The sequence below is a fragment of the Bacteroides acidifaciens genome, assembly GCF_024623065.1.
Classification (GTDB): domain Bacteria; phylum Bacteroidota; class Bacteroidia; order Bacteroidales; family Bacteroidaceae; genus Bacteroides; species Bacteroides acidifaciens.
Genome location: NZ_JANJZR010000005.1, coordinates 52,829 through 66,739, shown reverse-complemented (window position 1 = coordinate 66,739; position 13,911 = coordinate 52,829). Strand labels below are relative to the sequence as shown.

Here is a 13,911-nt window from a genome sequence, read left to right as displayed (position 1 = left end):
ATGAAGCTGATTGTTCTTGGTTCAAGTAGTAGCGGAAACTGTTACATTTTGGATAACGGTAAGGAGGCTTTGATTATAGAGGCAGGCATCCGTTTCCAAGAAGTCAAGAAAGCGTTGGATTTCAATCTGAGAAAAGTTGTAGGGTGTGTGGTAACACACGCCCACAACGACCACGCCAAATATATTAAGGCAATGGTGGATAGTGGATTTCACACGTTGGCATTACGGGAGGTATGGACTGCAAAGGGCGTTTGGGATTCCCGTTCTTTGGTGGTTAAAGAGGGCAAAGGCTATAAGATGGGTAATTTTAAGATACTTCCTTTTCCTGCTTGCCATGATGTGCCATGTGTCGGCTATCTGATAGTGGAGGAAGATTTGAAAGGCAACGGATTCGATGTTATTGTGTTTGTCCCCTCTTATGATGAAGATAACGGGCTTATCACGTGTGGAAACGCTATCCTATCCGGGAAAGTTCCTACTTCAAGTTACCAAGAAACAATATACTGATATGGCTAAAATAGTAGATAACCCCAAAAGGTTTAAGGTGATTGAGTTGAGCCGAAACGAGTTGGCTAAAATTGGCGGTATTGGTATTTGCGATAGATGTAACGGTACTTCTAATACTGGCTATTATGTAGCCGTGCTAAATTGCTGGTTTTGTCCTAAATGCTACAATGAATGGTACGGATGCGCCACTCATTACCCGGAAGATATAAAGATAGAAAACAAAAATTTTGAGTTTTATAAAAATTTATTTGACCTATGAGCAAAGAAGAATTGCAAGCAAAATTGGCGAAAGCCAACGCAGAGAACAAAGGTATGGTGGTTTACCCTGAATACTTCAAGAAGAAAAAGAAGCGTATGCGCCCCGACTTCATAAAGAAGCTGGAAGAAACTGCAAAAGCGGATTTTACCGATGTGGATGATTACGGAGTGTATAAAGTTGGTTCTTTCCTCTATAAGAATGCCTTTGTAACCATATCTAAAGAGGATGGGCTATGGACGTTGCACGTGATAAGTGAAGCCCCGATAGGTTTGCCGCTCATTAAAGAGGTGAGGTACAAGTATCTGCCTAATAACCTTATGATGGCTCAGATTTTCGGAGATAGAGCCGAAGCAAACGAGATTAAGGGCGTTATTCTGTATCAGATTCCCAATGGAGAAATGGAGGCTGAATAATGATTTATGTGGGGATTGATACGGGTGTAAATACCGGGTTCGCTGTTTGGGATAGCAAGCAGCGTTCCCTACTTCAAGTATGCTCTTTGCCTATACATAAAGCGATGGAGCGTGTACGTTCCTTGTATGATGAGTATAAGGCTGGTATAGGTGACAAAGTGATTGTAAGGGTGGAAGACCCCCGGCAAAGAACGTGGTTCGGAACGGAGCGTATGAGCCGTGAAATGGAACGTAAGAAGTTGCAAGGCGTAGGCTCTGTGAAACGGGATGCCTCTATATGGGAGGATTATCTAAAAGAGTTGGGCGTGGAATATGAAATGGTTGCCCCGAAACGCAATGTAACCAAGCTGACACAAGAACGGTTTAAGGCTTTGACTGGATGGCAAAAACAGACAAATGAGCATGGACGTGATGGTGCAATGTTGGTTTATGGCTTTTAGTATTCTTTTTACGGTCAAATATGTGTTTGGTAAACGCATATTTAGTATATTTGCAATATGATTCACCAAGTAAACAAATAAGCTATGGGTATGTATATTCTTATCGGATTAACGCTGTTTTTTTTAGCCTTGTTGCTCATGACCGAGTATATAGGTAGGAACTTTTGGAGGTTTGCCCCAAAAGAGCATTTGAAGCAAGGGGAAAAGATACACGTTTATATCAATGGCAAATACGATAGGCACGCAACCATTACGAGCGTGTCCGATGATTCGGTTAGTATCTATGGTGCGGTGTCATTGCCCGTTGATTACCGGGGTTCTTTCTATGCCATTGGCAAAGATTCCGTAGGTGCAAAGCTGGTATATGTGAAGTACCGCAGGCGTTACCGCTTTGTGAAGCTCTGTGAACTTTTTAGAAAGGGCTTCTGTGTAGAAGATGATGAGGAACAATTAATGCCGGATTCCCATTCTTCGGAGAATGACGAAACCAAAGACGAAACGGAGGTTGAGAATGAAATGTAGTGAGATTACATACAAGAAAGTTTCGGAGCTGGTTTTGTTGCCTGAAAATCCACGTACCATTACGAAGAATGACTTTGAAAGGCTGGTGGATTCCATAAAGATAAACGGCTTTTGGAAACACCGACCTTTGGCGGTTATGGAGCGTGACGGTAAACTGGTGGTATTGGCAGGAAACCAACGCTTGAAGGCTGCAAGAAAGCTGAAACTTGCCGATGTGCCCGTTATTCTTTATTCGGAACTGACCCCGGATGAGGAAAAGGATATTATTCTGAGGGATAATATCAACAATGGCGATTGGGATTGCAATGCCTTACAAATGGATGAGTTTTGGAAAGATGTAGATTTCGGCTTTATTGGGCTTGATTTTCCATCCGATGATGAGAAGCCCGGAAAGGGTAAGAAGAAAGCGGCTAAAGAGATAGAGGAAACGGAAGCCGACCAAAACGCAGAGGAAGAAACGGACGATGAGGAACAAAGCGAGGAAGAAGCCGAAAAGGAATCTTTCTACCGTTCCATGTTTAAGGACGTTCTTTATGAAAGCGATAACGTCTTTGAGATTCCAAACCTCTTACTGGATATGCAAGCCGGGAAAGTAGAATTGCCTTTGTCCCCGTGGGGTGCTAACAGCCGTTTGCGTAAAGATGTGGCAACGTATCATTTCTATGTGGATGATTATCGCTTTGAGGCTCTTTTCAAAGACCCGATAAATTTGCTCACAAGCGGATGCAAGGCAGTGGTAGAGCCGAATTGTAGCTGCCACGACCAAACACCTGTAGCGTGGGGCATTCAGCTTATCTACAAGAAACGCTGGCTTTCCCGTTACTTCCAAGAATGCGGAATCAAGGTTTATGCTGACTTGAATGTTTCTCACAAGTTTATTGAGTACAACAAAATGGGTATTCCCAAAGGATATAATGCTTTCTTTACCCGTGGGCTGGACGGTTGGATGGAAAGCCTTAAATCTGATTTGCAAGTAGCCCAAGAAATAAGCGGGCTTGAAAAACCAAACCTTATCGTTTACGGTGGGGGTACGGAAATTCAGAAGTTCTGCCGTAAACATGGGCTGTTGTACGTCACAGATTTTATTAACGCAAAAAAGAAGTAAAGTATTATGGGACGAAATTCAAGCGGAACACGTGGAGGACTGCAACCGGGTGATGCAACATATAAAGGCTCTGTTGGTAAGCCTGAGCCTTTGGTAAACATGAAAGACCCGGCTCTGTATAAGGCAACCAAAGAAGCTATTTCACGCTATCATTCCGTACTTGGTGTAAGGCAAAAGAATGTAAAGTTGGCAGAACTATCGGCTGGCACTTATGGCGTACACGTTACGGCTAATGGGAAGTCGGAGGGTGTTTACCTTAATAAAAAGCATTTCATGCAAACGAAAAAAGCTGTGGAAGCTTCACACAAGAGAGGCTATGCGAGTGGGTGGAGTACGAAAACCAACAAAGCGGTAGCCCATACCGTAACACATGAGTTGGCACACGCTACATGGAATGCAAATATGACAGGGGCAAACCAAAAAGCGGCTGGAAAGGAAGTGAATAAATTATTTAAGTCTTGGAAGAAAGACAATAAGAAATCCGGGTATGGAAAGTATGCGGAAACCAATGTGTCGGAGTTCTGGGCTGAAACCGTTACTAAAGCGATACATGGTAAAAGTGATAAATATACCAAGAAAGTAAAGGAAATCTGCAAGAAATACAAACTATAGAGGTATTTTTGCTTAAATTAATTCAATGCAACATGGAGAAGATAGAATTAACCGCTGATGAGATTAAGGTAATCAAGCAGCAATTAAATGGTGAAATCGAGGTTTGGAATGCTGATGATTATCAGCAAAAGCATCTCACTTCGGTAATTGACAAGGCGAACGCCCTTTTGGAGGAATTGGATGCCTACGATGAAATGATAGACGAAAAGGGCGGTGATACCATCCTTTGGTTTTGGGATAAGTACAAGGCACAAGAGAGTATCATAGAATAATTAACCGGGTAAAGGGAATCGGACGGTATCACGCTATCCGATTTTCTTTACTTCATAAATGTGTTTGCAGAACACATAAACCAACGATAAATCAACGGATGGCACTTTTTGAGAAAGGAAATAAAATAGGGAATAGATTTTCATCTGATAACCAACCCCAAAATTCGGGTAGGAAGCCGTCCGTGTATAAATACATCAAAGATATTACGGGCAAAAAGGTAGCTCCGGAAATGAGCAAAGAGGACTACTATAAGGTTATCCGTTTCTTGATGGAAAGTACGCCCGAAACTTTGGAGGGGTTGGTTAAGAACAAAGACGGAACGCCCAACAAGAAAACGCCCGTGTGGGTGCTAAATGTGGTGTCTGCCATTAACGCAGATATTCGCTATGGTAGGACTTATACGGTAGATAGTCTGTTTGATAGGGTTTTCGGTAAACCCACCCAACAGATAGAGAGCGAAGTAAACGCACAAGTAACCAACAACAGCATGGATTTGTCGGCTCTTACTACGGATGAGTTGCTACAATACAATTCCTTGCTGGAAAAAATAAAGGCAGGCAATGGCACGAAGTAAGGTTACAGACGTGCCGATGGCACTTGCAGTGAAGATTGAGCTTTTCAAGCGTGGTTGTTTCGACTTCATCACCGTAAAGGATGGTTTGAAGCATGAGAAGCAAGAACACGCTTTGAAGATACTTACCGACAATGAACACGTTGAACTTTTGTACGGAGGTGCTGCCGGGGGTGCAAAATCATGGACGGGTGCGGTGTGGCTTCTGTTTATGTGCCTCTGTTATCCCGGTTCAAAGTGGTTTATCGGACGTGCCGAGTTAAAGCGTATCACACAATCTACACTTATCACATTTTACAAGGTTTGCAATCAATATGGGGTTGATGATACCTTGTACAAGTATAACGGGCAATACAATTATATCGAATTTTTCAACGGTTCACGCATTGACTTGCTGGACTTGCAATATAAGCCGGGCGACCCTCTGTATGAGCGTTACGGCTCAATCGAATATACAGGCGGCTGGATTGAAGAGGGTGGCGAGGTGAATTTTGGAGCTTATGATACATTGAAAACACGTATCGGGCGACACCTTAACAATGAACTGGGGTTGAGGCGAAAGTTATTCATTACGTGCAACCCTAAAAAGAATTGGATGTATGATACATTCTACAAGCCGGATAAGAAAGGGGAATTGCCCGAATATATGTACTACCTTGCTTGCCTTGTACAAGAAAATCCATTCATAGACCCCGATTATATAGAGGGCTTGAAAACCACAAAGGATAAAGTAAAGCGTGAACGTCTTTTGAAAGGTAATTGGGAATATGACGATAACCCCAACGCCCTTTGTTCACATGATGCAATCTGTGAGATATTCGGGAATAAGATTTCAATCAAGACAGGTACAAACTATATTACAGGCGATATTGCACGCTTCGGAGCTGACTATGCCCGTCTTGCCGTTTGGGACGGTTGGCATATCATAGAGCTACAATGTTTTCCCGTGTCTAAGACTACCGACATTCAGACGTGGATAATCAACAAGCAAAAGAAGTATAGAATACCCAACCATAAATGTATCGTTGATGAGGACGGTGTAGGCGGTGGAGTGGTGGATAATTGCGACATTCAGGGATTCGTGAACAACTCTACCCCTTTCAATGGTGAAAACTACCAAAACCTACAGACCCAATGCGGCTACAAGCTGGCAGACCACATAAACGCTACGGAAGTGGGGATAGATGAGGATTTGATAAGCACTGCCGATAAGGAAGAAATCATAAGGGAACTGGAACAACTGCAAACATGGAAAGCTGATTCGGACGGGAAACTAAAATTGAAACCCAAAGAAGAAATCAAGATGGATATTGGTTGTTCCCCGGACTGGAGGGATATGTTTCTGATGCGAGCATGGTTTGACTATAACGAGTATGATATACCCGATGATATAGAACGCAGATTAGGTATAACCGCTTAAAAACAATAAAGCAAAATGGGATTATTAAACATTATTTCTAACGAGGTAAAGGCGGCTATTGGCTACCAACAAAACTTTGCCGACCTTTTGACGGCTAAGGATGTGACCCGTGCTCTTTCCATGATGAAAGCCCATGCGGAAGAAGCCGCCAATAATTTACGTGAGTATAAGATTGACACTCACAAAGTGATGGAGCGTAAGGATAGAGCCGTTTACGATAAGAAAGGCAACTTTCTACGTTGGAGTAAACGGTGGAAAATCCCTATTCCTTACCCTCAATTCATCAATGAAATTTCTTTGGTGTTTCTCTATGGCAGACCCGTAAAATGGCAACAGCTTTCAACGGGTACGGATTATGCTTTTCAGAACTACAAAGATTGGCTGAATGAAATACATTTCAATGCCAAAGTTAGAGAGGCTAAACGTTTGGCTGGTGCGGAGGGCATTTCTGCCATTCTTTACCATGTGTACCGGGATAGTGATAATAAACCATCCCTTTTGCTGAATGTGTTGAGCCGGGAAAACAACGATGATATTTATACCATTCGTGACCAATACAAACGGATTACCGCTTTTGCATGGGGTTACTATCTGACAGAGGCAGGCAACAATACCGTTTACCATGTGGATATATACACTAAAGAGACTGTATATCGTGCCAAACGTGGCAAAATGGGTTGGGAGGTTGAGATAAAGGATAATCCAATAGGGAAAATTCCCGTGCTGATATTTGAGCAAACGCCCGAACATAAGGAGGTGCAACCCATGATTGAACGCTCTGAAATAATGGAAAGCACCGATGCAGATACTAATGACCGCTTTTCTAACCCGGCAATGGTGGCTACTTCTGAAATCCTCAATAGCTTGCCAAAGTCGGAAGAAGAAGCCAAACTGTTTATTCTCAAAAATGGCGGTGATGTACGCTACCTTACATGGAATGAGGCGAGCGAAAGCAAAAAGAATGAGTTTGAAAGATTGGATAAACACATTCTTTCAAAGTCTTTCACGCCCAACATTGATTTTGACAATATGAAATCATTAGGCAACCTTTCGGCAAAGGCTATACGCAAAGTGATGTTGCTTGCCGTTATTAAGGCTGAACGCCACAAGGAAAAGCACGATGATTATATGAAACGCCACGCTAACCTTATGATAGCTATTTTAGGTAATGTGCTTGACTATCGGCATAAGGCTGAATATGATGCCTTGCTGTTAAGGCATGAGTTCCAAGAGCCTTTCGGGGAAGATGTGAGCGAATTGCTTGCCGACTTATCTAAGCAATACAATGATGGGGCATTGAGCCGTGAAACCTATGTAGAATTGTCCTACCTTGTAAAAGATGCGAAACAAGAAATAGAGCGGCTAAAACAAGAAGAAGCGGAACGGATGGAGCAACAAATGGAGTTAAACAAAATGGACGTTTTCGGAGGGGCTGAATAATGGAAATAAAGACAAAATACAATGTTGGCGATAAGGTTTGGATTATGCGCAATAATAAGCCGGAGAAAATCCAAATTAGCAATATTGAAGTGGAGGTAATAGGTGATGTACCTGTAGGTACTTGTTCCCTTTCGGGGGAGTATTATACCAAAATTATATATGTAGAGGTGCAAAGAAGTGAGTATAGAAGTTTTGGTGATAAAGACCCAATTTGTAAGCATAATGAATGTAATTGCTTCAATACTAAAAAAGATTTGTTATACAGTTTCTTAGATGATAGCGACTATGGCAAAGAAAAAACAAGCATCAACGCAGAACTACCATTGTAGGGACTGCAAACACGCTTTCGACTTCCACGAATTGAACTGGAAAGGCGAACCGTTCTTATGCAAATGCCCTTTCCATAAATACAGCAAGTTTTTAGATAAGGACTATTGCACCAACTTCAAACTAAAGTAGTGGCATGGCAAAGAAGAAGTACATAGACTATAAGAAGATGCAAGCGGAGCTTTTCAATAGAACGGAGGGTTACGCTGCCAATGTCCGTATCATCTACCAACAAGCATTTGAGCGAATAATTAACTTGGTAAAGGGTACGGAGTTGGAGGATGGGAAGCCTTTCTCTTTTGCCGACTATGGGTATAGTGAGGAAGTTACGCCCATTCTTAGGGATATGTACAGCCGTGTTTACCAAGTTATCCGGGGCGGTGTAGAAAAGGAATGGCTTGCATCTAACGAGAATAACGATGCTTTGGTTAAAAGTGTGTTCGGTGAACAATCAATAAAAGATAATCACTTTGCACGTTTCTTCAAGCGCAACAAAGAGGCTATGGATGCTTTCTTTGCCCGTAAGAGTGGTGACGGTGGTTTGAATCTCTCTCAAAAGGTTTGGCGATATACGGGTATGTTCCGTGATGAGCTGGAAAATACTTTAGATTTGGCGATTGGTGAGGGTGTTCCGGCTAATCGTTTGGCGGCTCAGATAAAGAAGTATCTACAAGACCCCGATAAGTTTTACAGGCGTTTCCGTATCAAGGTAGGGGAAGATGAGAACGGGCAACCTATCTATGGTAGAAAGTGGAAACGCAGGGTTTGGGACAAAGAAGCCAACTCCTACAAATGGGTGGATGATAACCCGAAACATTTTCATCCCGGGCGTGGCGTGTACCGTTCATCCGCACGTAACGCCCAAAGGCTTGCACGGACTGAAACCAACATTGCGTATCGTACAGCCGATTTTGAGCGTTGGGCGCAACTCGACTTTGTGGTAGGCATTGAAATCAAGCTATCCAACAATCATCCCGTATCTGACATTTGCGATGATTTGAAAGGTGTGTACCCTAAAACATTCCGTTGGAAAGGGTGGCACCCGAATTGCCGTTGCTATCAAGTGCCCGTACTGGCAAAGCAAGAAGAATTGGACGAAATGCTGGATAAGATTTTGGACGGGGATAATCCGGCAACGGTGGAATGTGAGGAAAAGGTAAAAGAGCTGCCATCCCAATTTACCGGGTGGATGCAAGATAATGAGCAACGCATCAAGGATGCAACGGAGAAAGGGACTTTGCCCTACTTCCTACGGGACAATGAAAAGGTTATCTATCCACCGACAGCAAAAGAGATAGCAAAAGCCCGGCACGAAGCCCGGACGGAAGCGGAAGCAAATGCCATCCGGCAACGGTGGAATGTGAGGAAAGCGACCTATCACTATGGTAATAATATGCTCCGTGTTATGGGTGGTATTTCAGACGTTGATACTACGGCTTTAGCTGAGGCTCTAAAACACCCTGATTTGTCCGCTATCATGTTGGAAGCCCATAAACTGAAAGCCATAGGTAAGGAGATTTATTCACTGGGTTACATAGATAGCCCTATGGAGGTGGCTAAAAAGTTCTCTTTAGCCGATGCAAAAGCCGTAAACAAGGCGGTTGCTGATAAGCTGGCACAATGGGATAGCCTTTCTTTGGAACAACAATTAAAGAAACTGAATTTTGAAGTATACGACTTTTTAGGTGGTAACTATCATAATGTACAACAGAAGTACCCAACGTGGCAGGTGTCACAACAAGCCTATATTAAACAGCTTGGCATTGTTCAAGATAAGATAGATTGGAATGCCATTAAGGATAGCTATGCCGACCTATCTAAGTTCTCTACCAAGTCCAAGCCTTACCAATCGCTCATTGCACAGCTTGAAAATGCAATCAATGGCAATGATAAAGCAATGGCACAACAAACCATTGCGGAACTTAATGCAAGGAAAGAAAGCATTGAAAAAGCCGCTGCCAAGCGTAAATCAAAAGTAAAGGAGGTTAAGTTTAAGGATTCCGATTTTACGCAGGAAAGAAAGGATGAGGCGAAATGGTTTATTCATAGTTCAGATGCAAACGATTATTTCTTTGATAATGCCGTGGATATGTGGAAACTTGCAAGCACCAATGAAAAGGCGGCTATGTATCAATATACGGCTGGTAGTAGTTACATAACAGAGCCTTTGCGTGCTATCAAGGGATATTATCACTACTATGGTAGTAGATTGTCCGAAGCTGAAAAGCATATTGCCGATATGACCCAATATATAGCCCGAAGCACACTTAAAGATGATGTTTGGGTAAAGCGTGACGAAATCAGTGCTTTTGTAAACTATCGGTTTGGGCTGTCTGATTTGGATGCTTATATATCTGACCCGTCTAAGCTTGTTGGCAAGGTTGGTACGGATGATTCCTTTATGTCGTGTGGTAATTGCCGGAATACGAACTTTGGAAGTAAGCCCGTTTGTCTGAATATCTATTGTCCGAAAGGTACACAAATGACCTACGCAGAGCCTTTTTCTGCATTTGGTTCAAGCCATGACAATGGGGACTATTGTCCGGGTAAGAAGTGGAACGGAACTTCTAAGCCTACAACAACGGGGGAAAATGAAATTATCCTACAGCGTGGCACTAAATTCAGAATCACTAAAGCCGAATACACAAATGGCAAATGGTATATAGATATGGAAGTTTTGGAACAAAGCCCGAAAGTGATAAAGGAAATGGTTTCTACTCCAATGGGATTCTATTGCAAGTATTGACAACAAAAGAAAGGCGCATCAATTACGGTGCGCCTTTACTTTAATCTTTTATGTATGTAGTCCGATACAGCTTTCTAAAATCCTCTATATCCACCCTTTCAGCATATTTGCAGTACCTATTGAAAAGCACCGCTTTCAATGTGATGGGCACACCATCGTACAATTCAAAACTGGATAATCCGGCATCAGTGTATTCCTTTAGAATTGGGGTAATGAGTTCACATCCAGCATCGGTGGCAGGTATAGTTTGCTCAGTCCACCATTTTTCACAAAGCCAAAACATTTGCTTATCGCCATCTTTGAACGGGCATACCGTTTCGCCTTTGTAGAAGCGGCAAAATGATTGTAAATCGTTTTTATACATATTGTTTTCTATTTAAGTTTCCGAAAAAATCACCAACTACATTGAGCATATCAGTAGGCAACAAGTCAAATGCCTTGTCTGAAATTTCTTTGGGGACACCCCAAAGGGCTTCTGCCATTGAGCCGACTATTGCCCCTATCGTGTCGCTATCTCCACCCCATGAAATAGCCCGTCTGATTGCATCCTCAAAAGAGGTGCTTACACGAATAATTTTCAAACAAAGCGGCACAGTGCCTTGACACGTTTCATCAAATACTCCGGCATAATAATCGTTTACCATGAATTGCGGATAGTACGATTGCATTATATTCTCAAATGCTTTCTGATTGTGGGTTGTCCTCAGATAATAAATAGCGTGTGCGACTGCTACAGCTCCTTTAATTCCCTCCGGGTGATTATGGGTTACTATAGCCGTTTTCTCTGCCTCCATCAAAACCTTATCCAAGTTGTCATAAGCCCATGCAACCGGGGAAACACGCATTGCAGAGCCATTGCCGAAGCTGTTATATGGTTGTGGGGTGTCTGAGGCTATCCAGCGGGCAAAGCTGCCGCCGTATGCCCCTTTCGGATTGGGGTATGCTCTACACCATTGGAGAAACTTATCTTTGTAATTTGCGCCCGTATTGATTGCATCCGCTACCGCTATAGTACAAATGGTATCGTCTGTAAACGTGCTATCCTTTGTGAATAATTCAAAGTTGTAGTTATCTGTATTGTTAAACTCAAAGCGTGAGCCTACAATATCGCCTATAATTGCTCCTAACATATTACTTGAAATTTTGATTAAAAAAACGCTCTGCTTTAATTCTATGATATTTAGCTTCACGGTACTTATGTTTGTAGTACCATCGTGTAACAAATGAAGATTCTGCCAGTTTAATGAGCATTGCAGATTCTCTTAAAAAAAGAGCCGATACAATATGCTTTTCTGTAGATTCTATTGTAGATGCACAAGCCTTTTGAAAATCTTCTAAAGATTCGTTTATACCCTCAAATGCTTTCAAAAGGGATTTTGTCATTTCTTTCGTAATACATTCATCCATTGTTAGCCTCCTTTCTTATGCCTCTATTTGATTGTTTTGTATGGAGTGTGCCATATCGTATAATGGCTTTTCTACCCTTGTGTTCGTCATTCCTTAGAACATTCCAAAGGGTTTCTTTCGAGCATCCTACTACTTCGGTGGGCAACAGCTCATATATAGCGGTAATGCTGCCAAAATAGTAGTGACGTTTGCCCTTGTATGGCTCTTTCAATTCTACATGAATGACCTTTCTTTGCTGTTTCATTGCTATATGTGTTCTATAAACGCAAAATTACCATATTATATTTAATAAAACAAATGTTTACCAAGTTTATTGTACTTAGTATGGTTAATGCTTTCTTATTCGATTTGTTCTGATGGTAGTAAATCGTAAATATTGGCATATTTGACAATCGTAGCATGACCAAAATACACTCCAATATGGTGTGTCCCTTGATATTTTCCATTTCTCCACGGGGCTATTTCAATTATAAGCTCTCCTTTCACCTTTATTATTGTTAGATACTTTCCGTCTTTTGGTTTCTTATCCGCATTGTGCCATACCGAATTTATGCGCCATTCCGCACCATGATAAAACCCTTTATGTAAAGCATCTCTATCAATATCGCTTATCTCGTATTCTTTATTAGCAAATTCATCTGCTTCCTTTTTAATCAGTTCTTTATTCATTGTGTTTATCCTTTTATTCGTCCTAAAAAAGACAATTTTAATATATCACATTCCAAACCTATAACGGCGAACTCCAACATAGCGTTATCATCCGCAAGGTCGTTTATTTTCAAAAGTGGATAATCTTCTCCAGTACTGGTTACATATCCCTCTTGTGAAATATCATCCGTTATACGCTCATCATCGCATTTGCCAAAATAAGAATCAAGGCTGCTTATGATGTGTTCTTTCAAATAAGCCTCACTATACACAGAGGCTATTTTAGCTTGCTTCCTAAGTGCGTACCTCATTGCTTTATACTTTAGTCGAACACTCCTACAAAATCATCGGGTGTTATATACCCTCTTGATTCCATGATTTCGATGATTGTTTCTTTATCCATTTCTTTACATTGCCACACAAGTAAAATATCATCCCCTGCCGCCATTGATATTTTAGGCTCGTTCCCTCTAAATCCTGAAAAAGCAAGATGTTTATCAATAGCTTGTAGTGCTATAATTGATTCACGGTGTTTATCTTCCGCTTTCTTGAAAGCATTTCTTAATGTAGTGTTCATCGTTTACCTCCTTTTCTTATCTTCTCATAACATTCATCACAATAAGTGTGAATCTTGCCATTATAGATTTTAACTTTTATACCGTTTCTCCGTAATTCGGTAGGCGTTGGCTGAAACATTGCATATTGAATAAGTTTACAACCGCATATATCACAAGATACCTCGTACCATTTTTCAATCATTGTTCGTTATCCTCATATATTTTACGCTCATTAGTTAAAGCACTGTTGTAATTATCAATACTATACAGACGTTCTTTAATCAGTCTGAAAAAGTAGTCGCATTTCTCCGATATGTTCCACCGAAAAAATGGGAAAGTTGCCCATACTGGGTCTTCCGGGGCATTTTCATAAGTGAATAAAGCCCATTTATCAGCTTTGATAAGCTGCCATATTGCACGTAACTTTCTCATATCTCATCCTCTTCTATTTCAAGTAAAACATTAATTTCTGTTTTATCTGTAAAACCATCGTTTGGATATACGATTTCTTTTTCAACGTAAGTTATTCCATGAACACGCCTAAAAGTCGCATTATCTTCATCCCAATTTGATTCTTTTCTATCTGTTAGCATCCAAACATTGGCTGCTTTAGGCATTTTTTTAAGTTTTTGTATAAGTTCTCCAACTGTTAGTGTTTTCATTC

General features: G+C 41.4%; 22 protein-coding genes. 13 read left to right on the top strand and 9 right to left on the bottom strand.

The window, feature by feature from the left end; translation table 11 throughout:
• From NSB03_RS02525 to NSB03_RS02465, 13 genes are all read left to right on the top strand, one after another.
• A complete protein-coding gene (locus NSB03_RS02525) occupies positions 1–507 on the top strand; it encodes an MBL fold metallo-hydrolase (RefSeq protein WP_257466190.1) in 507 nt (168 codons plus the stop codon).
• 1 nt (position 508) lies between these two features.
• Positions 509–766 carry a hypothetical protein gene (locus NSB03_RS02520; RefSeq protein WP_005655453.1) on the top strand — a complete coding sequence of 86 codons (258 nt, stop codon included), beginning with the start codon at positions 509–511 and terminating at the stop codon, positions 764–766.
• Positions 763–1,179 (top strand): hypothetical protein, encoded by a 417-nt coding sequence (locus NSB03_RS02515; protein WP_024986371.1) that lies wholly within the window; start codon positions 763–765, stop codon positions 1,177–1,179. The genes NSB03_RS02520 and NSB03_RS02515 overlap by 4 nt, the downstream gene beginning before the upstream one ends.
• Entirely contained in the window at positions 1,179–1,619 is a 441-nt protein-coding gene (locus NSB03_RS02510; RefSeq protein WP_024986370.1) for a hypothetical protein, read from the top strand. Before NSB03_RS02515 ends, NSB03_RS02510 begins: the two co-directional genes overlap by 1 nt.
• Positions 1,620–1,703: 84 nt before the next feature.
• A complete protein-coding gene (locus tag NSB03_RS02505) occupies positions 1,704–2,141 on the top strand; it encodes a hypothetical protein (protein WP_024986369.1) in 438 nt (145 codons plus the stop codon).
• Entirely contained in the window at positions 2,131–3,246 is a 1,116-nt protein-coding gene (locus tag NSB03_RS02500) for a DUF4417 domain-containing protein (protein ID WP_148332179.1), read from the top strand. The genes NSB03_RS02505 and NSB03_RS02500 overlap by 11 nt, the downstream gene beginning before the upstream one ends.
• A 6-nt stretch (positions 3,247–3,252) precedes the next feature.
• A complete protein-coding gene (locus NSB03_RS02495) occupies positions 3,253–3,858 on the top strand; it encodes a hypothetical protein (RefSeq protein WP_005655448.1) in 606 nt (201 codons plus the stop codon).
• 32 nt (positions 3,859–3,890) lie between these two features.
• The gene (locus tag NSB03_RS02490; RefSeq protein WP_005655447.1) at positions 3,891–4,130 is read left to right on the top strand and encodes a hypothetical protein; all 240 of its coding nucleotides are present in this window, start codon (positions 3,891–3,893) and stop codon (positions 4,128–4,130) included.
• Positions 4,131–4,228: 98 nt separating this feature from the next.
• Positions 4,229–4,705, top strand: a complete 477-nt coding sequence (locus NSB03_RS02485) for a hypothetical protein (protein WP_008642501.1) — start codon at positions 4,229–4,231, stop codon at positions 4,703–4,705.
• Complete coding sequence (locus NSB03_RS02480) at positions 4,692–6,122, top strand: phage terminase large subunit (protein ID WP_008642503.1); 1,431 nt, start codon at positions 4,692–4,694, stop codon at positions 6,120–6,122. Before NSB03_RS02485 ends, NSB03_RS02480 begins: the two co-directional genes overlap by 14 nt.
• 15 nt (positions 6,123–6,137) lie before the next feature.
• Entirely contained in the window at positions 6,138–7,562 is a 1,425-nt protein-coding gene (locus NSB03_RS02475; protein ID WP_005655441.1) for a phage portal protein, read from the top strand.
• Positions 7,562–7,891: a hypothetical protein gene (locus tag NSB03_RS02470; protein WP_024986368.1), complete on the top strand. Its 330-nt coding sequence runs from the start codon at positions 7,562–7,564 to the stop codon at positions 7,889–7,891. The genes NSB03_RS02475 and NSB03_RS02470 overlap by 1 nt, the downstream gene beginning before the upstream one ends.
• A 134-nt stretch (positions 7,892–8,025) precedes the next feature.
• Complete coding sequence (locus NSB03_RS02465) at positions 8,026–10,635, top strand: ADP-ribosyltransferase (protein ID WP_065539757.1); 2,610 nt, start codon at positions 8,026–8,028, stop codon at positions 10,633–10,635.
• A 40-nt stretch (positions 10,636–10,675) separates the two neighbouring features.
• On the opposite strand, the gene NSB03_RS02460 is transcribed toward NSB03_RS02465, so the two are convergent.
• The 9 genes from NSB03_RS02460 to NSB03_RS02420 all read right to left on the bottom strand — a co-directional run bounded on the left by NSB03_RS02460 (position 10,676) and on the right by NSB03_RS02420 (position 13,909).
• Complete coding sequence (locus NSB03_RS02460; protein ID WP_024986367.1) at positions 10,676–10,999, bottom strand: hypothetical protein; 324 nt, start codon at positions 10,997–10,999, stop codon at positions 10,676–10,678.
• Positions 10,992–11,765, bottom strand: coding sequence for an ADP-ribosylglycohydrolase family protein (locus NSB03_RS02455; RefSeq protein WP_024986366.1), 774 nt, complete (start codon positions 11,763–11,765; stop codon positions 10,992–10,994). Before NSB03_RS02455 ends, NSB03_RS02460 begins: the two co-directional genes overlap by 8 nt.
• Position 11,766: 1 nt before the next feature.
• Positions 11,767–12,042 carry a hypothetical protein gene (locus NSB03_RS02450; RefSeq protein WP_024986365.1) on the bottom strand — a complete coding sequence of 92 codons (276 nt, stop codon included), beginning with the start codon at positions 12,040–12,042 and terminating at the stop codon, positions 11,767–11,769.
• Positions 12,035–12,286 (bottom strand): hypothetical protein, encoded by a 252-nt coding sequence (locus NSB03_RS02445; RefSeq protein ID WP_024986364.1) that lies wholly within the window; start codon positions 12,284–12,286, stop codon positions 12,035–12,037. The genes NSB03_RS02450 and NSB03_RS02445 overlap by 8 nt, the downstream gene beginning before the upstream one ends.
• 95 nt (positions 12,287–12,381) lie before the next feature.
• Positions 12,382–12,711, bottom strand: coding sequence for a hypothetical protein (locus NSB03_RS02440; protein ID WP_024986363.1), 330 nt, complete (start codon positions 12,709–12,711; stop codon positions 12,382–12,384).
• Positions 12,712–12,716: 5 nt separating this feature from the next.
• Positions 12,717–13,001, bottom strand: coding sequence for a hypothetical protein (locus NSB03_RS02435; RefSeq protein WP_024986362.1), 285 nt, complete (start codon positions 12,999–13,001; stop codon positions 12,717–12,719).
• 11 nt (positions 13,002–13,012) lie between these two features.
• Entirely contained in the window at positions 13,013–13,267 is a 255-nt protein-coding gene (locus NSB03_RS02430) for a hypothetical protein (RefSeq protein WP_024986361.1), read from the bottom strand.
• Positions 13,268–13,445: 178 nt separating this feature from the next.
• The gene (locus NSB03_RS02425) at positions 13,446–13,679 is read right to left on the bottom strand and encodes a hypothetical protein (protein WP_024986359.1); all 234 of its coding nucleotides are present in this window, start codon (positions 13,677–13,679) and stop codon (positions 13,446–13,448) included.
• Positions 13,676–13,909 carry a hypothetical protein gene (locus tag NSB03_RS02420; protein ID WP_128824230.1) on the bottom strand — a complete coding sequence of 78 codons (234 nt, stop codon included), beginning with the start codon at positions 13,907–13,909 and terminating at the stop codon, positions 13,676–13,678. The genes NSB03_RS02425 and NSB03_RS02420 overlap by 4 nt, the downstream gene beginning before the upstream one ends.
• Between the last annotated feature and the right edge of the window lie 2 nt (positions 13,910–13,911).